General features: G+C 71.7%; 14 protein-coding genes and 2 pseudogenes. 8 read left to right on the top strand and 8 right to left on the bottom strand.

Annotation, left to right across the window (positions count from 1 at the left end; all coding sequences use genetic code 11):
* Positions 1 to 98: 98 nt before the first annotated feature.
* The 3 genes from ABC766_RS10225 to ABC766_RS10215 all read left to right on the top strand — a co-directional run bounded on the left by ABC766_RS10225 (position 99) and on the right by ABC766_RS10215 (position 4,394).
* Positions 99 to 2,291 (top strand): heavy metal translocating P-type ATPase, encoded by a 2,193-nt coding sequence (locus tag ABC766_RS10225; protein WP_345822122.1) that lies wholly within the window; start codon positions 99 to 101, stop codon positions 2,289 to 2,291.
* Positions 2,292 to 2,293: 2 nt separating this feature from the next.
* Entirely contained in the window at positions 2,294 to 2,806 is a 513-nt protein-coding gene (gene lspA / locus ABC766_RS10220; RefSeq protein ID WP_345822121.1) for a signal peptidase II, read from the top strand.
* Positions 2,807 to 3,608: 802 nt separating this feature from the next.
* Positions 3,609 to 4,394 (top strand): hypothetical protein, encoded by a 786-nt coding sequence (locus tag ABC766_RS10215; protein ID WP_345822120.1) that lies wholly within the window; start codon positions 3,609 to 3,611, stop codon positions 4,392 to 4,394.
* An 18-nt stretch (positions 4,395 to 4,412) separates the two neighbouring features.
* Here ABC766_RS10215 and ABC766_RS10210 read toward each other — a convergent pair whose 3' ends face one another.
* From ABC766_RS10210 to ABC766_RS10185, 6 genes are all read right to left on the bottom strand, one after another.
* Positions 4,413 to 5,699: a multidrug ABC transporter ATPase gene (locus ABC766_RS10210; RefSeq protein WP_345822119.1), complete on the bottom strand. Its 1,287-nt coding sequence runs from the start codon at positions 5,697 to 5,699 to the stop codon at positions 4,413 to 4,415.
* A 129-nt stretch (positions 5,700 to 5,828) separates the two neighbouring features.
* Positions 5,829 to 7,382: a TolC family outer membrane protein gene (locus ABC766_RS10205; protein ID WP_345822118.1), complete on the bottom strand. Its 1,554-nt coding sequence runs from the start codon at positions 7,380 to 7,382 to the stop codon at positions 5,829 to 5,831.
* Between the two features lie 848 nt (positions 7,383 to 8,230).
* Positions 8,231 to 8,785 (bottom strand): threonyl-trna synthetase, encoded by a 555-nt coding sequence (locus ABC766_RS10200; protein ID WP_345822117.1) that lies wholly within the window; start codon positions 8,783 to 8,785, stop codon positions 8,231 to 8,233.
* 5 nt (positions 8,786 to 8,790) lie between these two features.
* Positions 8,791 to 12,039 carry a CusA/CzcA family heavy metal efflux RND transporter gene (locus tag ABC766_RS10195; RefSeq protein ID WP_345822116.1) on the bottom strand — a complete coding sequence of 1,083 codons (3,249 nt, stop codon included), beginning with the start codon at positions 12,037 to 12,039 and terminating at the stop codon, positions 8,791 to 8,793.
* Positions 12,040 to 12,053: 14 nt separating this feature from the next.
* The gene (locus ABC766_RS10190) at positions 12,054 to 13,388 is read right to left on the bottom strand and encodes an efflux RND transporter periplasmic adaptor subunit (RefSeq protein ID WP_345822115.1); all 1,335 of its coding nucleotides are present in this window, start codon (positions 13,386 to 13,388) and stop codon (positions 12,054 to 12,056) included.
* 130 nt (positions 13,389 to 13,518) lie between these two features.
* On the bottom strand, positions 13,519 to 13,989 hold the full coding sequence (locus ABC766_RS10185; RefSeq protein ID WP_345822114.1) for a hypothetical protein: 471 nt from the start codon (positions 13,987 to 13,989) through the stop codon (positions 13,519 to 13,521).
* 464 nt (positions 13,990 to 14,453) lie between these two features.
* Between ABC766_RS10185 and ABC766_RS10180 the strand changes: the two genes are divergently transcribed.
* The gene (locus tag ABC766_RS10180; RefSeq protein ID WP_345822113.1) at positions 14,454 to 14,903 is read left to right on the top strand and encodes a hypothetical protein; all 450 of its coding nucleotides are present in this window, start codon (positions 14,454 to 14,456) and stop codon (positions 14,901 to 14,903) included.
* A 47-nt stretch (positions 14,904 to 14,950) separates the two neighbouring features.
* On the opposite strand, the gene ABC766_RS10175 is transcribed toward ABC766_RS10180, so the two are convergent.
* Positions 14,951 to 15,193, bottom strand: coding sequence for a PepSY domain-containing protein (locus tag ABC766_RS10175; protein WP_345822718.1), 243 nt, complete (start codon positions 15,191 to 15,193; stop codon positions 14,951 to 14,953).
* Positions 15,194 to 15,871: pseudogene (locus ABC766_RS10170) on the bottom strand (adenylate/guanylate cyclase domain-containing protein); the annotation flags it as partial.
* Between the two features lie 580 nt (positions 15,872 to 16,451).
* On the opposite strand from ABC766_RS10170, the gene ABC766_RS10165 reads away from it, so the two are divergent.
* The 4 genes and pseudogenes from ABC766_RS10165 (at position 16,452) to ABC766_RS10150 (ending at position 20,745) form a co-directional block, all read left to right on the top strand.
* The gene (locus ABC766_RS10165; protein WP_345822112.1) at positions 16,452 to 16,706 is read left to right on the top strand and encodes a hypothetical protein; all 255 of its coding nucleotides are present in this window, start codon (positions 16,452 to 16,454) and stop codon (positions 16,704 to 16,706) included.
* A 415-nt stretch (positions 16,707 to 17,121) separates the two neighbouring features.
* Entirely contained in the window at positions 17,122 to 17,619 is a 498-nt protein-coding gene (locus ABC766_RS10160; RefSeq protein ID WP_345822111.1) for a DUF305 domain-containing protein, read from the top strand.
* An 84-nt stretch (positions 17,620 to 17,703) separates the two neighbouring features.
* Complete coding sequence (locus ABC766_RS10155; RefSeq protein ID WP_345822110.1) at positions 17,704 to 20,151, top strand: heavy metal translocating P-type ATPase; 2,448 nt, start codon at positions 17,704 to 17,706, stop codon at positions 20,149 to 20,151.
* Between the two features lie 8 nt (positions 20,152 to 20,159).
* Positions 20,160 to 20,745, top strand: a pseudogene (locus tag ABC766_RS10150) (DUF4396 domain-containing protein).
* The last annotated feature ends 84 nt before the right edge of the window (positions 20,746 to 20,829 follow it).

Below are 20,829 nucleotides of genomic sequence, written 5' to 3'. Positions count from 1 at the left end.
AAGAGGCGGTGCGCACGGCCTTGACCCTGTAGCGACTACAGGGTGCATGTAGGAGGCCTTCCCAGTCCGGACCAGGAGCCGGGCGAACGGAGCGCACCATGAACCAGGCCGCCGGCGCGGACCGCACATCCTTCCCCACGAACGGCCCGGAGGCCCTGCGCTACAGGGTCAGAGGCATGGACTGCCCGACCTGCGCCGGGAAGATCGAGACCGCCGTCTCCCGGCTGCCGGGCGTCGCGAACGTGCGCGTGAACTACGGCAGCCAGGTCCTCGACCTCGCGCTCGACGAGGCCGCGACGCCGAGGGCCGAGTTGGAAGGGCGCATCGAGCGCCTGGGCTACGGCGTCGCGCCCCTTCCCACGGCCGCGGACCTGGCCATGGCGCAAGCCTCGGGCGGCGCCCCGCCCGCCGAGACCGCGGAGGAGCCCGAGCCACCGCTCTGGCGGAGCCGCAAGGCGCTGCTGGGCATCCTGATCGGCGCCCTGTTCGCCGCCGGCTTCCTGGTCGAGCGGATCGCGCCGGGCCTGGCGGGCGAGTACGCCTACTGGCCGGGCGCGCTCGTCGGGCTCGCCTATTACGGCCGCCGCGCGGCCGTGGCGGCGTTCGCCGGCACGCCCTTCTCCATCGAGATGCTGATGTCGGTCGCGACCGCGGGGGCGCTCGCCATCCACGCCGCCGAGGAGGCCGCCATCGTCGTGCTGCTCTTCACGGTCGGCGAGATGTTGGAGGTCGTGGCGGCGGGCCGGGCGCGGGCCGGCATCAAGGCGCTCGCGGCCCTGGTGCCGAAGACCGCCCGCCTCGTCAAGGCCGACGGCACGATCCGGGAGGTGCCCGCCGCGTCGCTGGCCATCGGTCAGGTCGTCGTGGTGAGGCCGGGCGACCGCGTGCCAGCCGACGGGGTGATCACCGACGGCGCGTCGAGCCTCGACGAGTCCCCCATCACCGGCGAGTCGGTCCCGAAGCCCAAGGAGGTCGGCGACCCGGTCTACGCCGGCAGCGTCAACGCCGACGGCGCGCTACAGGTCCGGGTGACAAAGACGGCGGCCGACAACACGGTCGCCCGCATCCTGCACCTCGTCGAGGAGGCGCAGGCGTCGAAGTCGCCCACGGCGCGCTTCATCGACCGGTTCAGCGCGGTCTACACGCCCGTCGCGTTCGCGTTCGCGGCCGCGGTCGCGGTCGTGCCGCCGCTGCTCGGCGCCGACTGGGGCACCTGGATCTACCGAGGCCTGGCGCTCCTCCTCATCGCCTGCCCCTGCGCGCTGGTGCTCTCGACACCGGCGGCCATCGCCTCGGGACTGGCCGCCGGTGCGCGGCGCGGGCTGCTCGTGAAGGGCGGGGCCGCGCTGGAGGCCATCGGGCGGGTGCGCACGGTCGCGTTCGACAAGACCGGGACGCTGACCGCGGGACGTCCGCGGGTCTCGGACATCCTGGTCTTCGCCCCGGACGCGTCGGAGCGCTCGCTTCTCGGGCTGGCCGCCGCGGTCGAGAGCGGAAGCAGCCACCCCATCGCCCGGGCCATCCTCGACCGGGCGAGCGCGGACGGGGTGCCGCTGCGGCCGACGCGGGACGCCCGCGCCATCCCCGGCAAAGCGGTTCAGGCCACGGTCATGGGGCAGACGGTGCTCGTCGCCTCCCCGCGCCACGCCGCCGAGAGCGCGCGGCTCGGCCCCGAGGCCGAGCGCGCGGTCGCGGACCTCGAAGCCGGCGGCAGGACGGTGGTCATCGTCGTCCGCGGCGCCGAGGCCCTGGGCGCCATCGCGGTCCGGGACGAGCCCCGCGCCGACGCGGCGGCCGGCATCTCGGCCCTGCGGAAGCTCGGCGTGCGCAGCGTGATGCTGACCGGCGACAACCGGCGCACGGGCGAGGCGGTCGCGTCCGAGCTCGGGCTCGACGTGAAGGCCGGGCTCCTGCCCCACGACAAGCTCGCCGAGATCGCGGCCCTGAAGGCGGCGGCTCCGGTGGCGATGGTCGGCGACGGCATCAACGACGCGCCGGCCCTCGCCGCGGCCAGCGTCGGCATCGCGATGGGCGGCGGCACCGACGCGGCCCTGGAGACGGCGGATGCCGCGGTGCTGAACGAACGGGTGGGCGACGTGGCCGCGCTGGTCTCCCTGTCGCGGGCGACCCTGGGCAACATCCGCCAGAACGTCGCGATCGCCCTCGGCCTGAAGGCGGTGTTCCTGGTGACCACCATCGCCGGCATCACCGGCCTCTGGCCCGCCATACTGGCAGACACCGGCGCGACCGTCCTGGTGACGGCCAACGCGCTCCGTCTGCTGAGGGCGTGATCATGGTCCAGCCGGGTTGGGCCGGCCGGGTCGGGACCGTGGCCGGGGTGGTGTTGGCGGCCGCGGCCATCGACCTCGGCGCGAAGGCCGTGGCCGAGGCGTGGCTGGACGAAGGCGCCGTCCGGGGCGCGCTGCCCTTCGTCGACCTGAGCCTGTCGTTCAACCGCGGCATCAGCTTCAGCCTGTTCCCGGCGCATGATCCGTCCTCCCTGGCGCTGCTCCTCGCCATCCAGGGCACGCTCACCTGCCTCGTGGCCGGCTGGGCCCTGGCCGCGGGCGGCGGGCTCGAACGCCTCGGGCTCGCCGCGATGGCGGGCGGGGCCGCCGGCAACTGCGTCGACCGGCTCATGGACGGCGTCGTCACGGACTACCTCGACCTGCACACCGGCGGCATCCGCTGGTTCACCTTCAACCTGGCCGACGTCTGGATCTCCGCCGGGGCGGTCCTGCTGTTCCTCGGCGGATTCCTCGCGTCCGATCGGCGCCGCGCCGCCGCCGCGGGGGAGATCTCGTGAGGGGCTCGATCCGGGCGGTCGCCGCCTCGCCCGCAACCGCCGGCCTCGCCCTGCGGACCGGGTGCATCCTCGGATCACGCCAGCCGTTCGGCGCGGCCGCACCGGCCCTTTCGGAGGGCCGGGCCGAGCACCCTCCGACCGGCCGCTCGCCTCGGGTGGGCGCCCCCGGCGTGATGGCGGCGGGATCGGCCGCGGTCGCCGGACACGTCGGGCGGGGCGCCCGGCGAGGTTCGGGCATCCTGTCGCGGCCATGGGCCCGCCCGCCGGCGGGGCCCGCCGACGAGGACCGCCCGCGCCCGGCGGCCGCGGCGTGCGCGTGTGACGAGGAGGGACGGAGTGGGACGCTTCCTGATGCTCGTTGCGCTCGCGGTAGCGGCGGCGACGCCGGCCCTGACCTTGCGGCTGACCGGCCTGCAGGTCGGGCCCATCGGCGAGACGGCGGCTTTCGGGACCGCCATCCTCGCGGCCGGCTTCCTCCTGTCCTGGGGGGCGGAAGCCGCTGAGCGGCACGTCTCGCAGGGGCTGATCATCGCGGTCGTCGCCCTCGTGACCGTGCTGCCCGAATATGCGGTCGACCTCTACTACGCCTACCAGGCCGGCAAGGTGGGGCCGGGGTCGGGGTACGTGCACTACGCCGCAGCCAACATGACGGGGGCCAACCGGCTGCTCGTCGGCTTGGCCTGGCCGCTTCTGGTCGCCATCCATTGGGCTCGGGGCGGCGGCCGCGCGGTGGAATTGACCCGAGCCAACGCGGTCGAGGGTCGCCTTCCTGCTCCTGGCAAGCCTGTACGCCTTCGTCATCGTGCTCAAGGACGGCATCGGGCCGCTCGATTTCGTGGTCCTGGCGGCGTTCTTCGGCGCTTACGTCTGGCGCACCCGCGGCGCGCCCGAGGACGAGGGTCAGGACGAGGAGCCCGGCCCTGCCGCCGCCCTGAACGCTTTGCCCGTTGCGGGGTGGTGGGCCGCGACGGCGGCCCTGACGTTGGCCGCCTGCGGGGTCATCCTGGCCTCGGCCGAGCCGTTCGCCGAGGCGCTGGTCGGCGCCGGCCGGGTCCTCGGCCTCGACGAGTTCCTCCTCATCCAGTGGCTCGCGCCGCTGGCGAGCGAAGCCCCGGCCATGACCGTCGCGGTCCTATTCGTGCTGGCGGGCCGGGCCGCGAACGGGCTCGGCGCCCTGGTCAGCGACAAGATCAGCCAGTGGACGCTGCTGGTCGGCATGCTGCCGCTCGCGATGAGCGCCGGCGCGGGCTCGCTGGCGAACCTGCCGCTCGACGCCCGCCAGGCGGAGGAGTTCTTCCTCACCGCCGCGCAGTCGCTGTTCGCTTTGGGCCTGCTGCTGCGGCTACGTCTCGGCCTCGTCTCGGCATTCGCCCTGGCGAGCCTCTTCGGCCTGCAGGTGGGACTGGCCTTCGCCTACCGGGACGACGCGGCGGGCACCGTGGCGACGCTGGCCGCGCTCGCCTGGGTCTATCTCGGGCTCGCCGCCATCCTGTTCCTCGTGAACCGCCGCCACCTCGTCGACCTCCTGCGCGTCGCCTTCCTGCCGCCCGCAGCGGGCGCGCCGGGCCGGCCGGAGCGACCGGATTGAACGCCTGGCCGCTCGGGCCTACCGGGGCGCATGGCCGGGCGGAGCGGGGCGGAGCGCCGCCGTGACCTCCTCGAACCGCGCCTTCGCGTCGGACCAGCTCTGGACGAAATCGAACACCTCGCGCATCGCCGGCGCGATCTCCCTGTAGGCCGCCAGCGCGGCGACGAGCGCGCCGAGCGAGAGGCGCTCCTGCACGACCAGGTAGCCGCCGATCGCGAAGAAGAAGAACGGCGTCAGGTTGGAGGTGTAGTTGTACAGGCCTTTGAGACGGCCCTTGAGGTCGTTGATCTCGACGCGCACGCGCTCAAGGTCCTCGGCCAGGCGCATCTGCCGCGACCGGTCCGGCGTCCGTGCGGCCCCGTCGCGAGGCGGCGTGGCCTTCCGACCGGACGGCGCCGCGGTCAGGAGGCCACCCAGGGCCCGCGTCGCGTGGACCCGTTCGCGCACCTTCGCGTTCAGGCGCCGCTGAAGGGGCGGCAGCAGCGTGAGCTGGACCGGCAGCATCATCAGCGCCGCCAGCGCCAGGGCGGCGTTCTGGAGGAGCAGGAAGACGATGCTGGTCGCGAGCGTGCCGCCCTGCACGAGCGGCACGACGACGAGGCTCCCGCCGAAATAGCCGATCGGCTCGACTTCCTGCATGGCCACGGCCGCCAGCGCCGCCCGTCGGTCGGGCGAGGGCTCGTCGTGCGCGCGACGGAGGATGGCGAGGCGCAGGCGGCGCACGAGACGCTCGTTGACGCGCCCGCGCGACCGGTTGACCGCATACTTGGCGAGCCCGCCGAGCGTGAGCACGGCCAAGTAGCTCCCGCACAGGGCGAACAGCAGCTCCACCTGGCTCAGGGTGAAGCCGAGGACGACCATCTCCGGATGCCCGTCCCCATCGGCGTCGGTGATGGCGCGATTGATGATGTGCTTGGGGATTTCGAGGAGGAGCCACGCCGCGGGCAGCGTCAGCAGCGAGAGCAGCACGAGACGCAGCTGGAATCGCAGCGTCGCACGGACGACGAAACGCTCCAGGCACCAGCCATGGGGGCCATCGCAGGCGCCGCCCGGCCTCGGCGGCACCGATCCGGCACGGGGCTCGCGCGACGGAACGGCAACCGGGTGGAGCCGTCGACGTCTTCCCGGTCCCAGCCATCGCAGGCCGAGCCGGATCGTCAGCCATCCCGTCCAGGCCGGCGCGACCACGAAGGCGAGCAGGGCCAGGAGGTCGACCCACCAGTGGCTGCCGGGGTAATCGACCCACGCCATCCGATGGGCCAGGGTATGGATCGAGGAGAGCGTGACCAAGAAGGGCTCCGACATGGTGTCCGGCCCTCTCTCGTGAGGGCCTCGGGGCTTCCCGCGCCGTTCCGTGTCGGCGGGCTGGAAGCCGGGTTGGCGCAGGGTGGCCGGGCCGCGGGCGACCCCGGGCGGCGTCCCGCAGGGCGGGCGTCAGCGGCCGTCGGGCGTACGCAGGCCGGCCCAGAGATCCTTGACCTGGTCGTAGTGGGCCTTGGCGCCGTAGGGGGCCACGGGCAGCTCGGCGAGGCGCGCGGTGAGGCGGCCGAGCGCTTGGACCACGCCGTAGGAGAACACGACGCGGTCGCGCTGCGCCACGACCAGGCCAACCCGGGCGTTGAGCAGTTCCTGCTGCGCGTTCAGGACGTCGAGGGTGGTGCGCTGGCCGGCGCGCGCCTCCTCCCGAACGCCAGCCAGCGCCACCTCGTTGGCCTGGACCTGGGCCTGCGAGGCGGCGACCTGCGCCTTCGAGGCCTCAAGCTGCGCCCAGGCGGCGACGATGCCGGCGCGGACGGCGTCGCGCACCTGCTCCGCCTCGATGCGCGCCTGCGCGACCTGCTCCTTGGCCTGCCGGACCTGCGCGTAGACCTGCCCGCCCTCGTAGATGGGAACCGTCACCTGCCCGACGAACCCGGCCGCGAGGACATCGTCCCCCGGCTCCTCCTCGTCGCGGCGCCTCTGAACGACGCCCGAGGCGCCGGCGCGCGGGTAGAGCCGCCCCTCGACGACCTTCGCCTGCGCCTCCGCGGCATCGACCGCGTGGAGCGCGGAGAGGATCCGTGGATGTTCGGCCAGACCCATGCCGAGCGCGAGGTCGAGACGTGGCGGTACCATGCGGTCGAGCGGGCGCCCGGGGGCGAGCCGGCGCGGGTCCACGCCGATGACCTGACGGAAGACGCCGGTGCGGGCGCGGAGCTGCGCCTCCGCCGCGCTCAGCTGCGAGCGGGCTCCGGCCAAGCGGGCGTCAGCCTGCGCGGCATCCGTCCGGGTCAACTCGCCGAGCCGGAATCGGAGGGTCGTCTGGCGGCGCTGCTCCTCCAGGACCGCGATGTTGTTGCGGTTGAGCTCCACGGCCGCGGTGTCGCGCAGGACATCCATGTAGGCCTGCGCGGCGTTGAACAGGAGCGTGTTCTCGGCGAAGCGCAAGGCCTCGCGCTGGCCGAGCACGTTCGATTCCGCGCGACGGGTGTCGTTGTCCGTCTGGAAGCCGTTGAACAGGGTCTGTTCGACGGTCAGCCCCGCACCGCGCGGGAACGAGGTTCGCGCCAGGCGCTCGCCGCCTGCGGCCCCCTGCACGTTCCGTACCCCGGCGTCCGCGTCCGCGGCGACGGTCGGGCGGTAGCCGGCCCGTGCCAGCGCGACCTCCTCGTCCGTCGCCCGCAAGGACGCTCGCGTCGCGTTCAGCTCCGGGTTCGCGCGGTAGGCGCGCGCCAGCGAGCCCTCCAGCGTCTCGGCCCGCGGGCTGCCGACCGCGCCCGCCGCGAGGGCCGCGAGCGCCGCGGCGAGGGTGCGCCGACCGAGCCGACATGGCCCGGGCTTCGCTCGGGGCGGGCGGTCCGCTTTCGAGCCGCCCGACGGCTGTGGGCTCCCTCGCACCGAGGGGCCCGGGACGTCCGACGGGCGTGATCGGGCTCGCCGGAAGCCGTCGGCCCCCGGGTCGGCGGTCGGCCGTGCGGGGTTGGTCAAGGGGGGACTGGGAACGCGCATCGCTCCACCCGATCTCGTAGGCGGTTCCGACCTGCGGCTCCGTCATGGCGACGGGCCGCGCGCTCACGCCAGGCGAGCGCACTCACATCCGGGTCACGGGACGGGGCTCTTCGACCCGGTGCGCCGCCGCGGCTCGCGGCAGCCGAGCGGTCAGGCGCGTGGCGGCTCGTGGGGCGGCGCGGCCTTCCGGGACCGGAAGCCGTCGCCGGAAAGCGGGAATTCCAGGACCCGCGCGACGCGCGCAGGCACCGCGACGCCGCCGTCGGGTCGAATGGCCGCATGGCAGGGGCAGCAACCGTTGCACCGGGCCGATCCAGGGGGCCCTCGGTCCGAGCGGTCGTCCGCGGCCGACACGGTCGCATCCGGCTCGAACAGGGACGCCGTGCCGAGCCCATTCCCGTGGTCCGGTCCGACCCGGGGCGATGCCGGGGCCGGATCCACGAGGGCTATGATCAGGGCGAAGGCGAGCAGGCACGCCAATGCACGGCGCCAGGCGCCGTCGGTGCCCCGGTCCCAAGGCCGCCAAAGCCCGATCGAGGGCGCGGCCATGGACCGAGGCGTTCCGGCCGCCGCGGGGCTGGCCGGGGCGGCCGGTGCGGGCGTCCGGCGCGCGAGGGATCCCCCGCTATCGACCACGCCGGCCCTGACCGTCCGACCCTGCACGCGGTTCCTCTCCGCAGGAGGCTTCATCCCGGCCTCGTCGCTTCGCCCCGCCGTGCCGTACCGGAACGCCGCGAGGCCGACGCCGGCCATGCTCGTCGCCCGGGCGACGTCGGATGGGCTTCCGTCTTCGAGCGATCCGCGCCCGCGCCTGCCGTACCGGCCGGGATGTCTACCGGAGAGCCTCATCAAGGGTCGCCGGCATCGATCAGGTCGGCCACGTGCGCGCCGGCCGGGTGCCCGGTCTCGGCGCGGTGGGTCCCGGAGCACGTCCCGAAACCGGGACCGAACGCGGTCATGACCAGCGCGCGCCCACCGTCCGCGGCCCGCCGGCTCGCGAGGAGCGCCCGGCCGCCGGGCCAGGTCTCGGAATCGGGGGTGCCTCCCGCGTCCGGCTCGCCGTAGCGTCGAACACCCTCGTCGTGGATGGCCCGGCGTGCCCGGGCGAGGGCCTCCCCGGATAGCGGCAGGCCGATCCAGACCACCTCCTGCAGGCCTTCCTCGCGACAGACCACCAGGACCACCTCGGCGGTCCCCGCCCCGACGGCCGGCCCGTGTCCGCGCGGGTAGTGCAGGGCGGTCAGGTTCGCCTCCCGGTCGACAAGCGCCGGCTTCGGAGCGGTCTGGACCGGCCCCCAGGCGAGGCCGAACGGCGCCTCGCCGGCCGCGGCGTCCCCACCGGGCGCCGCGCGCGTCAGGGCGAGGACCGACAACGCCGCCATCCCTGCCGCCAGGGCGCGCATCCCGCCTACTCCGCCGCCTTGAGGTGGGGTGCGGGCGCCCCCGCACCCCTACGGGCGGCCTTCGGCACGACCGCCTTGCCGAACCGGGCGTAGAGGGCCGGCAGCACGATCAAGGTCAGCAGGGTCGCGCTGATCAGGCCGCCGATCACCACGGTGGCGAGAGGCCGCTGCACCTCGGCGCCGGTGCCGGTCGCCAGCGCCATCGGCACGAAGCCGAGCGACGCGACGAGCGCCGTCATCGCCACGGGCCGGAGCCGGGTCATGGCTCCCTCCAGGATGGCTTCCCGCTTCATGCGTCCCTCGGCCACGAGCTGCTTGATGAAGGTCAGCATCACGAGGCCGTTCAGCACCGCGACCCCCGACAGCGCGATGAACCCGACCGCGGCCGGCACCGACAGCGGCATGCCCCGCAGACACAGGGCCGCGATGCCGCCGGTGAGCGCCAGCGGCACGGCGCTGAACACGAGGAGCGCGTCCCGAGCGCTCCCCAGGGCCGAGTAGAGCAGCAGGAAGATCAGGAAGAAGCACACCGGCACCACCACGGTCAGGCGCTGGCGGGCCGAGGCGAGGTTCTCGAACTGACCTCCCCAGGTCAGGTAGTAGCCTGGCGGCAGTTGTACCTGGCTGGCCACCCTGGCCTGGGCCTCGGCGACGAGCGAGCCGATGTCGCGGCCGCGCACGTTGGCGGTGACGACGACGCGCCGCCGGCCGTTCTCGCGGCTGACCTGGTTCGGTCCCTCGGTCACGGTGAAGCTCGCCACCTGCTTCAGGAGCACGGAGGCGGCGCGGCCGTTCGGCCCGGGGGGCAGGGACACCGGGATGTTCTCCAGGGCCTCCCGGTCCTCGCGGACCTTGTCGGTCAGGCGCACCACGATGGGGAAGCGCCGGTCGCCCTCGAAGACGACGCCCGCATCCTTGCCGCCGATGGCGGCCCCGATGACCTCCTGGATCGCCCCGGTGCTCAGCCCCAGGCGCGCGGCCTCGGCCTTGTCGATCTTGATCTCAAGGATCGGAAGTCCGGCGGTCTGCTCGACCTTGACGTCCTCCGCGCCGCGCGTGTCCCGCAGGATCTCGGCAATTCGGTTGGCGGCCTGCTTCATCGCCCCGAACTCGTCGCCGAACACCTTTACGGCGAGGTCGCCGCGGGTCCCGGCCAGCAGCTCGTTGAAGCGCAGCTGGATCGGCTGGGAGAACTCGTAAGTATTGCCGGCGAGCTCACCCACGGCCTTCTCGATCTGTTCCTGCAACTCGGCCTTGGGCAGCTCCGGATCCGGCCATTCCGCCTGCGGCTTGAGCATCACGAACGTGTCGGAGGAGTTCTGCGGCATCGGGTCGGTGGCGACCTCGGCGGTGCCGGTCTTCGAGAACACGTAGGCGACCTGCGGAAACTTCGAGACGGCCTGCTCGATCCTGAGCTGCATCGCCTGCGACTGGCTCAGCGAGGTCGAGGGGATGCGCAGCGCGTTCATCGCGATGCTCTTCTCGTCCAGGGTCGGGATGAACTCGGTCCCGAGCCTCGCGGCAAGCAGACCGGCTCCCGCCAGCAGCAGCAGGGCGGCGCCGATGAAGGCGAACGGCGCCCGGACAGCTACGGCGAGGACCGGCCGATACGCCGCCTTCAGAGCCCGGATGATGAGGTTGTCCTCCTCGGTGACGCGGCCGGTGATCATGATGGCGATCAGGGCCGGCACGAAGGTCAGCGACAGCACGAAGGCCGAGGCCAGCGCGAGGATGACGGTCAGGGCCATCGGCTGGAACATCTTGCCCTCGACCCCCGTGAAGGTCAGGAGCGGGACGTAGACCAGGATGATGATCGCCTGCCCGTAGAGGGACGGCTTGATCATCTCCTCGGCGGATGCGCGAACCGTCTCCAGGCGCTCCTCCAGCGCGAGGGGCCGCCCGATTGCGTGCTGCCGCTCGGCGAGGTGGCGCAGCGCGTTCTCGGTGATGATCACCGCCCCGTCGACGATGAGCCCGAAATCAAGCGCCCCGAGGCTCATCAGGTTGGCCGAGATCTTTCCCTCGACCATGCCGGTCACGGTCATCAGCATGGCGACCGGGATGACCAGCGCGGCGATCAGCGCCGCTCGGATGTTGCCGAGGAGCAGGAACAGGATGACGATCACGAGGGCCGCGCCCTCCGCGAGGTTCCGGCCGACCGTGCGGATCGTGGCCTCGACGAGCTGCGTCCGGTCGAGGACCGTCTGGACCTCGACGCCCGGCGGCAGGGCGCGCCGGATCTGCGCCATGCGGGCGTCGACGGCGGCCGCCACCGTGCGGCTGTTCTCGCCGATCAGCATCAGGGCGGTCCCGACGACCGCCTCCTGCCCGTTCTCGCTGGCCGAGCCGGTGCGCAGGTCGCGCCCGATGCGCACCTCGGCGATTTCCTTGATCCGAACGGGTACGCCGCCGCGGGTCGTGACGACGACGTTGCCGATCTCGTCCATGCTCTCCAGGCGACCCGAGGACCTGACGACGTAGCCCTCGCCGTTATCCTCCAGGTAGCGGGCGCCCTGGTTGGCATTGTTGGCCTGGAGCGCCCGGGCGACGTCCGCGAAGGAGAGGTCGAGGGCGGTCAGCTTCGTGGGGTCCGGCTGGACGTGGTACTGCTTCTCGTAGCCGCCGATCCCGTCGACGCCGGCCACGCCCGCCACGGTCCTCACCTGGGGCCGGATGATCCAGTCCTGGATGGTCCTCAGGTAGGCGGCCCGTTCGAGATCGTTCGTCAGCCGTTGGCCCTCGGGGGTCAGGTAGGTGCCGTCGGGCTGCCAGCCCGGCTTTCCGGGGGCCGCGATCTTGCGTTCCGCGGACGCGGCGTACCGGACCGTCCACATGTAGATCTCACCCAGGCCCGTGGTGATGGGCCCCATGTGCGGTTCGACCTCGGAGGGCAGCGCCTCGCGGGCCTCGCTCAGGCGCTCCACCACCTGTTGGCGGGCGAAATAGAGGTCGACGTTGTCGCTGAAGACCGCGGTGACCTGCGAGAAGCCGTTGCGCGAGAGCGAGCGGGTGTATTCGAGGCCCTTGATCCCGGCGAGCGCGGTCTCGACCGGGTAGGTCACCTGCCGCTCGATGTCGAAGGGCGAGAGCGCGGGCGCGACCGTGTTGATCTGCACCTGGTTGTTGGTGATGTCGGGCACCGCGTCGATGGGCAGCCTCGTCAACGCATAGCCGCCGAAGCCGGCGGCGAGCAGCGACAGGAGCAGCACCAGCCAGCGCTGGCGGATCGAGACGTCGAGGATGCGGCTGATCATGGTCGGCGTGCCCCTCAGTCGTTGTCGCCGGCTTCGGCCTTGCCGAGCTCGGCCTTCAGCAGGAATGAGTTGCCGGCCGCGATCTCCTCGCCGGCCTTCAGACCCGCCGTGACCTCGAAGGCCTCGTCGTCGGAGTGCCCGAGCTCGACCTCGCGCTTCTCGAAGCCCGCCTCGGTGCGCACGAAAACCACGCGCTTGCCCTCGACGGTCTGCACGGCGGCCTTGGGGATGCGCACGGTGACCGCGTCCCGGGCGATCTCCACCTCGGCGGTGACGAAGGTGCCGGGCCGCCACGCGAGGTCCGGGTTCGGCAGGGCGACGATCACCCGGGCCGAGCGCGTCTCCTGGTTGAGGAGCGGGCTGACGAAGACGACCTTGCCCTCCCCGTGGCGGTCGCCGCCCGCCTGACCCAGGGAGACCGCGACACGCGCGCCATCCCGAACATTGGCCAGGTCCAGGGTGGATACGGAGAGTTCGATCCACACGGACGAGAGGTCGGCCACCGTGTAGAGGTCGGCGGGATCACTCTCGCCGCCGACCTTGGTGCCTACGTCCACCTTGCGCTCGACGATGCGTCCGGAGAGGGGCGAGCGCAACTCGAACAGGCGCAGGCTCGACCGGTTCGGGGTGGCCTCGTCGCGCTTCTGGGCAGCCGCGACCTCGGCGGCGTTGAGCCCCAGCGCGGACAGCTTCTGGCGGGCGAGGTCGACGCGCAGCTGGTTCTCCAGGAAGGTCGCACGGGCGTTCTGGAACGCGGCTTCGGACGCGGCCTGAGACGCGAGCAGCTTTTGCTGGCGCTCGTAATTGATCTTTTGAAGTTCGGCTTGGACCAGGGCGGTCAGGTACTCGCTCTTGGCGTCGGCGACCTCGCGGCTGTCCAGCACGGCGACGGTCTCGCCCTTCTGGACGTCGTCGCCGAGGCGCTTGCGCAACTCGGCCACCGTGCCGACGACCCGGGCCGGGACGCGGGCGACCCGGTCGGTGTTGGGCGTGATGGTGCCGGGCACTAGAAGGTGCCTGGCGAGCGTGCCGCCCTCGACCTTCACGACCTTGATATCCTGCGCGGCGACCTGCTCGGGCCGCATCCTGACGATGCCTTCCGGGACATGCGCCTCGCCGGCACCGTTCGGTTCCGGCGGTGCCGGCTCCGACCCATGCGCTTCGGCGTCCTCGCGCGGCTTCTCGTCTCTCGCCGGCGCGGAGGCCATCCCAGGGGCTGCTTGCAGGAACGGGATGTTCCGGGCGCCCACGGCGTCAAGGGTTTCGTGGATGCGTGAGGACACGCCGGGAACGGCACCGCCGATGGCGATGCCGGCGACCAGGAGGGCCGCGGACAGGAGAATGCGCATGAAGCCGGACTCGACCGGGACGCCGCGCGTCGCCCGGATTGCGGCGAGCGTCGGCTCCTAGATTTGACGTAAGGGGTTCCGGGTGCCCAGCGTTCGGCTGGGCGCGCACGCCGCTCGGGGCGCGCTCACCTCACACGCGAGGCGGCCTCGACAGGCGGTCGGGCCATACGGGCGCCAGCGGCCCAGCGACCACGGACGCGACGCGGCGGCCGATGTCGGGACATGTCATGACGGCGCCACCCTCGGTCCGTATGACCGGATGGCAGCCACAATGCACATGGCAGGCGAGGCCGAGTTCAGAGGATCCCGAGACGGGATGCTCTGCGTCGATGGTCAAGGCCGGAGCGTCCAAAATCGAAGCATGCCGAACCTGGGCGCCGGTCATGTCGGCGGCGAGGCCAAGATCGGGTGCCGCAAGCGTCAGCGCCAGCACGAACGCGAGCAGGCGCGCGGCAGTTGCCCACCAGCCTCGCGGCGCGCCGACGCCCCAGTGCCACCGCCCTACCGTCATGCCGCCCTTATGCGTGAGTGGAGGTCCCCTGTACAAGTCGAAATTTCGCGCGTTCGGGGCATCGGCCGCCCGGTCGAGGATCCTGAGCATCCTCGGCCTTACCCTCGTGGGAGGCGCATCCCACGAGGCGGCCCCGGCTGGGGAGTGTCCTGTTCCGCCACGGGATATCAAGCGAGGCATTGCGAATTCGTCATGGCGGCAGGTCTTCCGTCGCGTTCGTGATTTCGGCATCTCGCCCCCGTGACTGTCCGGCCTGCCCTTCGGCGCTTGTTCTTTACAGGGAAGGGGACGGCCCGGACGGCGTCGGCCCCCGGTCGCGGCGTTTCAGGTACGCGACTCCTCGGGGAACACGTAACGCATGACAGCATCCGCTATGCGTTACGGCTCCGGTCGGCGGGCGCCACTGTCTCTTGACCCTTTAGCCGCTTGAGGACGTACGGTGACCGCCGAGAGACGCGGAAGGCACCGGCGACGAGCGACGCCTCAATCCCGGACCGTCAAGTGGCGCAGGCGATGCGCGGGCCCATGCGCCGAGCGTACGTGGAGGGGGCGGTATGGCGAACGGGGTTTCGACGAGGCGGTGCGCGCTCCTCGGCTGCGCAAGCATCCTGCTGCCGTTCCTATCGGGATGTGGGGGAGGAACGCTACCGGGTATCCAACTTGGCTCGGACGATGGCGGCAGCACGCTCGGCTTCGACTCACTGCCTTTCCGGATTCAACGCATCGACGGCAGCGTCCTGACCGGCCACGCGTCGGTCCGTCTCCTAAGGGTCAGCTTCTTCGCGCGCGACGCGACGGGGTACGTCGCGTGCAGCGGCAGCTTCACGTTAGATCTCAAGCATGCGCCCGTGCCGGTGAGCGTCGACTGCACCGGCGCTGGCATCTTGCATGGCACCGTGACGACGGCGCGGGCCGACCATGGGGAGGGTGCATTCACCGAGCGGTCCGGGGGCACCTCGACGTTCCGCTACGGGGCGCCGCTCCCGCCGGCGACGGGTAGCTGAGAGCCATCCCTGGGACCGGAGCGGCGCCGCGACCGGACTGGAGCGTCTCAGTCGTCCGCCCGCTCGGACAGCATCGCCCCCGTCCGCGGATCGACGTGGAACCTCACCTCCATGCCGTTTTTGATCCCCTTGCCGTCCCACAGCCCGTCATCGGGTTTGAGCTCCGTGACCGACGTGTAGCCCGTGTCCAAAAGCCTCTGGCGGATTTCCGCGGCCGGCAGCCAATCCGCGCCGACACGACCATCGGCAAGGGCCGTCGGCGGGCTCTGTTCCGTCTCGCGTGGCGTCATCCAGGACCAAAGCCCGAGGCCGCCGAGGGCGGCGAGGATGAGCAGCCCGCCGGCGAGCGCAGGACGTCTCGACAACCGGCGCGCCGCGGGCCAGACCCGGACCGCAGGTTCGGTCTCGCCGTCATCCTCGGCCGGCATCGACAGTATGGCCGCGGCGGCCAGCGCGAACACGCCGACCGGCCGGGCGATGTTCTTCAACGCCTGCTTGCCCCGATCCTCGAATGGGTAGCCGAGCTTGTCCCGTACCTGATCGTGGACCGTGTGCGAGATGCAGATCCCGCCCGGCTCCGCCAAGGGTTCGAGCCGAGCCGCCACGTTGACGCCGTCGCCGTAGAGGTCGCCGTCCGGCTCGGCGACGACGTCGCCGACGTTGATGCCGATGCGCAGCCTGAACGCGTGGTCGTCGGACACGCCGGCTTCACGCGTCAGCATCGCCCGCTGGATCGCGACGGCGCAGGACACGGCCCGGACCGGGCTGGGGAACTCGGCGATCAGGCCGTCGCCGGTCGACTTCACGACGCGGCCCCGGGCCGCCTCGATGCGCGGATCGAGCAGTTCCCGACGCAGGCCCCTGAGCCGGCGCAGCGTCCCCGCTTCGTCGGCGCCCATGAGGCGGCTATAACCGACGACATCGGCGACCAGGATGGCGGCGAGCCGGCGCTCGTCGACCTCGTTCATGCGTTTCTCCCGGGACCATCCCCTCCAGCCTGCACCGCGCCCGCCGCGGATGGAAGGTCATGTCCCGAAGGAATCCCGCGGGCGGTCGTCCGGGACCACGACAGGCTGGAACTGGGTTCATCGTCGACCCGTCGCTCCACGCGGTCTTGCTGGTCGACGGCGGCCCCGACGCGACCTGCGGCCCACTTGTCGGCCGAGGTGCCGGCCGCCCCGGCGGCGGAGCATCCGGCTTGCAGGTCCAGGAGCCAGGCACCGGGTATCGCGATTGCCGCGTCGGCTCGCTGGTCGCGCTCGTAGCCCTGCCCACGGAGCTGAACGTCATCTATGCCGCGGCCCGCCTCAACGTCACTCCGGCGCCCGAGCAAGCGGAACAAGTCCACTCGGAGCCAAGCTCGTAAAGGTGTCGGAGGCCGCCGGCTCGTCGGACCGCATCGCCCAGGCCATCGCCGCCGCAGGCTATCCGGCCGAGCCGCTCGGCACGACGACGTGAAACGAGCGGGGGCAACCAAACCCAGCTGCGCGCATTCACGTGCCAAGGGCGGCGCCGTCCCGGCATTCGGGATCGAGATCAGCGACCGGCATGGATTTCGACCGGCACATCGTGCGTTCGATGGCGGTGATGGTCCTCGCTATCATCGCCTTCGTCGCGCCGTTCGCCGTCGAGGCGCACGAGGGGCACGTCCACTGCGCCGGCCACAAGCGCGCGGTATCGGTGGTCCCTACTGCGTCCGCTACCAAAGCGAACCTAGGTCCCGTCGCGTCGTCGCGCATCGCAGAGATGCCGGTGAAGCTTCTGGCAACGCCCCGCCTCCAGGCGGCGGCCGGTCGGTGCTGACCGCGGCTGCTGCCCCGGCGCCTGTAAGCGCGGCTGCTGCGGAGCCATGGTCTGTGGCACGGTCGGCATCGTCGCCGGAGCCGCATCCCTGGCCGCCCCGGTATTCCGCGCGGCTGTGCTGATCCCGCACGACACACCCGGTTGCGCGGGCATCAGTCCCGAGTCGCTGCGCAAACCGCCACGAACCCTCGCGTGAGATGACGCGCGGCTGAGGCGCGCGACGCCCGAGGTGCGCCCGCCAGCGTGGACCGCGCCCGGACCTCCCGACCCGAGGCTCTTTTCCATACCGAACCTCTTTGCCGCCGCGTCGGCCTGTTGGCGCCGTCGCTGCGCCGGGAGCCGCCGAAGGATGGCGGCTGAGACCTGCGGGGCGGCCGAGCCGGCCGTCCCGACTTATCCATCAAAGGAGATCGATATGCGCGTCCGTACCCTGACGTTCGCAGTGACCCTGGCACTGGCCGGCGCGGGCGTGGCCCTCGCCGCGGACCACGACCATGGCTCCCACGATCACGGCTCCATGCAGGCCTCCTCGTTCAAGCTGCCCGCGGCCTGCAAGGCGGCGTCGGCCGGAAAGGAAGCATCGATGAAGGACATGCAGAACAACATGTCGATAGCGATGCAGAGCATGTCCGGCCAAGCGACCGACGCCCAGAAGGGCCTGCAGCACGCCATGATGCAGATGAACGGCCCGATGATGCAGGGCATGATGGCCGCGGACCCCGACGTCGCCTGGATCTGCGCGATGATCCCGCACCACATGGGTGCCATCGCCATGGCCCAGGTCGGGCTGAAGAACGGCGACAATCCCGAGGCGAAGAAGATCGCCAAGAAGAGCATCCAGGAGCAGGAGAAGAGCATCAAGGAGCTCACCGCCTGGCTCGACAGGAATGCCCGGAAGGAAGGCAAGCAGTAACCCTGGAAACACCGCCTGTCCGTGGCTCGTCCTGCGTAGGAAGGCGCGGGCCACGGACACCGAAGTCGCGTGAAGGGATCCGCCATGAACAACTCGTCGGAAACGCATTCCGCCACGGCGGGCCACGCCCGCTCCGGGGTGCACGGGCACGGCCACCCCGGACACGCCGCGTCTCACGCGCACGACCATGCCGGCATGGTGGCAGACGACGCGGGCGCCTACCGCGTGAAGGACCCGGTCTGCGGGATGATGGTCGATCCGCACGCGACGGAGCACCGGGCCGAGCATGATGGACATTCCTACTACTTCTGCTCCAACGGCTGCCGGACCAAGTTCGAGGCCGACCCGGTTCGCTTCGTCGACCCCGCCCAAGCGGCGACGAAGACCGAACCGGTGCCCGAGGGCACGATCTACACCTGCCCCATGCATCTGGAGGTCAGGCAGGTCGGGCCCGGGGCATGCCCGATCTGCGGGATGGCGCTTGAGCCGGCGATGGTCGGCGCGGACGATGGCCCGAGCGAGGAACTCGTCGACATGACGCGCCGGTTCTGGGTCGGGCTGATCCTGACCGTTCCGGTGTTCGTGCTGGAGATGGGCGGCCACCTGTTCGGCCTGACGGAGCGTCTCGGCCAGCAGACCTCCAACTGGATCCAGCTCGTGCTCGCTACCCCGGTCGTGCTCTGGGCCGGCTGGCCGTTCTTCGTCCGGGCGTGGCACTCAGTGCTGTCCCGCAACCTGAACATGTTCACCTTGATCGCACTCGGGACGGGCGCGGCCTACCTCTACAGCGTGGTGGCGACGCTGGCCCCCGGTCTGTTTCCCGAGGCGCTGCGCGGGCATGGCGGGGCGGTGCCGGCCTATTTCGAGGCGGCCGCCGTCATCACCGTGCTCGTGCTCCTCGGGCAGGTCCTGGAGCTCCGCGCACGCGAGAGCACCGGCGGCGCCCTGCGGGCGCTGCTCGACCTCGCGCCGAAGACGGCGCGACGCGTCCGGCCCGACGGCACGGACGAGGAGGTACAACTCGACGCCATCGCCGTCGGCGACCGCCTGCGGGTGCGCCCCGGCGAGAAGGTTCCGGTCGACGGCACGGTCGTGGAGGGTCGCAGTTCGATCGATGAGAGCTTGGTGACGGGTGAATCCATGCCCGTCGCCAAGAAGGCCGGCGCCTCCGTCATCGGCGGCAGCCTCAACCAGTCCGGATCGCTGGTCGTCGAGGCGACGAAGGTCGGCCGGGACACCATGCTGGCCCGAATCGTCCAGATGGTGGCCGAGGCCCAACGCTCGCGCGCGCCCATCCAGCGCCTCGCCGACCACGTGGCGGGCTGGTTCGTGCCGGCGGTCATCGGCGTGGCGGTGCTCGCCTTCCTCGCCTGGATGGTCTTCGGGCCGGAGCCGCGCTTCACCTTCGCCCTGCTGGCGGCTGTGGCGGTCCTGATCATCGCCTGCCCGTGCGCGCTCGGGCTCGCCACGCCGATGTCGATCATGGTCGGCGTCGGCAGGGGCGCCGGGGCCGGCGTCCTCGTCAAGAACGCCGAGGCGCTGGAGCGGATGGAGCGGGTCACGACCCTCGTGGTCGACAAGACCGGCACGCTGACCGAGGGCAGGCCGGCGGTGACGCGGGTGGTGGCGGCCGAAGGCTTCGACGAGGACGCGGTGCTGCGCCTCGCGGCAAGCGTCGAGCGCGCAAGCGAGCATCCGCTCGCCCTCGCCATCGTGGCGGCAGCCGGGAAGCGCGGGATCGCGACCGCCCCCGTCGCGGACTTCGACAGCCCGACAGGGAAGGGCGCTCTCGGCACGGTCGAGGGCCGGCGCGTCGCGCTGGGCAACGCCGCTTTCATGGGCGAGCAGGGGGTCGACGTCTCGACCCACGCGGCCGAGGCCGAAGAACTCCGCCGCGACGGCGCCACCGCGATCTTCGCGGGCGTCGACGGCCGGGCGGCCGGGGTCATCGCCATCGCCGACCCAGTGAAGGCGACGACGGCGGAGGCGCTGGCTGCGCTCCGGGCCGAGGGCATCCGGGTGGTGATGCTGACCGGCGACAATCGCACGACGGCCGTGGCGGTGGCGAGCCGGCTCGGCATCGAAGAAGTCGAGGCGGAGGTACTGCCCGACCAGAAGGCCGCCTTGGTCGAGCGCCACAAGGCGTTCGGGCAAGTGGTCGCGATGGCCGGCGACGGCGTCAACGACGCCCCGGCGCTCGCGGCCGCGGACGTCGGTATCGCCATGGGCACTGGCACGGACGTGGCGATCGAGAGCGCGGGCCTGACGCTGCTAAAGGGCGACCTCCTCGGGATCGTGCGGGCCCGGCGGCTGTCACGGGCCGTGATGGGCAACATCCGCCAGAATCTGTTCTTCGCCTTCATCTACAACGCGGCCGGCGTGCCGGTGGCGGCGGGCATCCTCTACCCGTTCCTCGGCATCCTGCTCTCGCCGGTCATCGCGGCGGCCGCCATGGCGCTGTCTTCGGTCAGCGTGATCGGCAACGCCCTGCGCCTTCGCGCGGCAAAGCTCGACCCGTCCGCCGCTCGCTAGGGGTGACCATGTTTCCAACTTGGCTGCATGCCCTCGCGATCGGCGCGCTGCTCCTGGGGCCGCCTGCTCGCTGCTGCTGTCCGTGCAGGTGATTCGCCATCCGCAGCACATGGCCGTGATGAACGTGGTCTGGCCGGTCAGCGCGCTGTTCGGGACGCTCGTCGTGGTCTGGGCGTACTTCCGCTACGGGCGGCTTGCGACCATGGAAGCGCACCACCACGCCAAGGAGCGGGGCGAGAAGCCGCCGAACATGACCGGCACGCCGTCTGGGTGCTGGACTTCGTTTTCGCCTGCGCGCTCGGCATCGTGTTCCAGTATTACGCCATCGTGCCGATGCGCGGCCTCTCGCCGGGGCACGGGGTCGTGGCGGCAGTGAAGGCGGACACCGCGTCGCTGATCGCCTGGCAAGTCGGCATGTACGGCCTCATGGCGCTGGTGCAGTTCTGGCTCTACCCGCACTTGGCCGGACAGCGGGCATCGGTGAATTCGGTCGAGTTCTGGTTCGCGATGCAGGTCGCTATGGTCGCGGGCTTCCTGACCATCTACCCGGTGAACTGGTGGCTCGTCGGCTCTGGCATCAAGGAGCGGATGTAGGCCGCTCCATTGAAGGCCGAAATCCGTGGCGGCATGGTCGAGCCACCGCCTTCCATGACAGTGAACTCCGTTGCGCCGCCACGC

The organism is Methylobacterium fujisawaense (assembly GCF_039619325.1).
GTDB classification, from domain to species: Bacteria; Pseudomonadota; Alphaproteobacteria; order Rhizobiales; family Beijerinckiaceae; genus Methylobacterium; species Methylobacterium fujisawaense.
This window is presented reverse-complemented; position numbering and strand designations above follow the sequence as displayed.

What these genes read in the sequence shown, in the direction of transcription:
- ABC766_RS10205 (WP_345822118.1), bottom strand. Translation starts at nt 7,382, where the DNA reads ATGCGCGTTCCCAGTCCCCCCTTGACCAACCCCGCACGGCCGACCGCC.
- ABC766_RS10185 (WP_345822114.1), bottom strand. Translation starts at nt 13,989, where the DNA reads ATGCTCAGGATCCTCGACCGGGCGGCCGATGCCCCGAACGCGCGAAAT.
- lspA (WP_345822121.1), top strand. Translation starts at nt 2,294, where the DNA reads ATGGTCCAGCCGGGTTGGGCCGGCCGGGTCGGGACCGTGGCCGGGGTG.
- ABC766_RS10195 (WP_345822116.1), bottom strand. Translation starts at nt 12,039, where the DNA reads ATGATCAGCCGCATCCTCGACGTCTCGATCCGCCAGCGCTGGCTGGTG.
- ABC766_RS10155 (WP_345822110.1), top strand. Translation starts at nt 17,704, where the DNA reads ATGAACAACTCGTCGGAAACGCATTCCGCCACGGCGGGCCACGCCCGC.
- ABC766_RS10160 (WP_345822111.1), top strand. Translation starts at nt 17,122, where the DNA reads ATGCGCGTCCGTACCCTGACGTTCGCAGTGACCCTGGCACTGGCCGGC.
- ABC766_RS10225 (WP_345822122.1), top strand. Translation starts at nt 99, where the DNA reads ATGAACCAGGCCGCCGGCGCGGACCGCACATCCTTCCCCACGAACGGC.
- ABC766_RS10190 (WP_345822115.1), bottom strand. Translation starts at nt 13,388, where the DNA reads ATGCGCATTCTCCTGTCCGCGGCCCTCCTGGTCGCCGGCATCGCCATC.
- ABC766_RS10165 (WP_345822112.1), top strand. Translation starts at nt 16,452, where the DNA reads ATGGATTTCGACCGGCACATCGTGCGTTCGATGGCGGTGATGGTCCTC.
- ABC766_RS10210 (WP_345822119.1), bottom strand. Translation starts at nt 5,699, where the DNA reads ATGTCGGAGCCCTTCTTGGTCACGCTCTCCTCGATCCATACCCTGGCC.
- ABC766_RS10200 (WP_345822117.1), bottom strand. Translation starts at nt 8,785, where the DNA reads ATGCGCGCCCTGGCGGCAGGGATGGCGGCGTTGTCGGTCCTCGCCCTG.
- ABC766_RS10175 (WP_345822718.1), bottom strand. Translation starts at nt 15,193, where the DNA reads ATGACGCCACGCGAGACGGAACAGAGCCCGCCGACGGCCCTTGCCGAT.
- ABC766_RS10180 (WP_345822113.1), top strand. Translation starts at nt 14,454, where the DNA reads ATGGCGAACGGGGTTTCGACGAGGCGGTGCGCGCTCCTCGGCTGCGCA.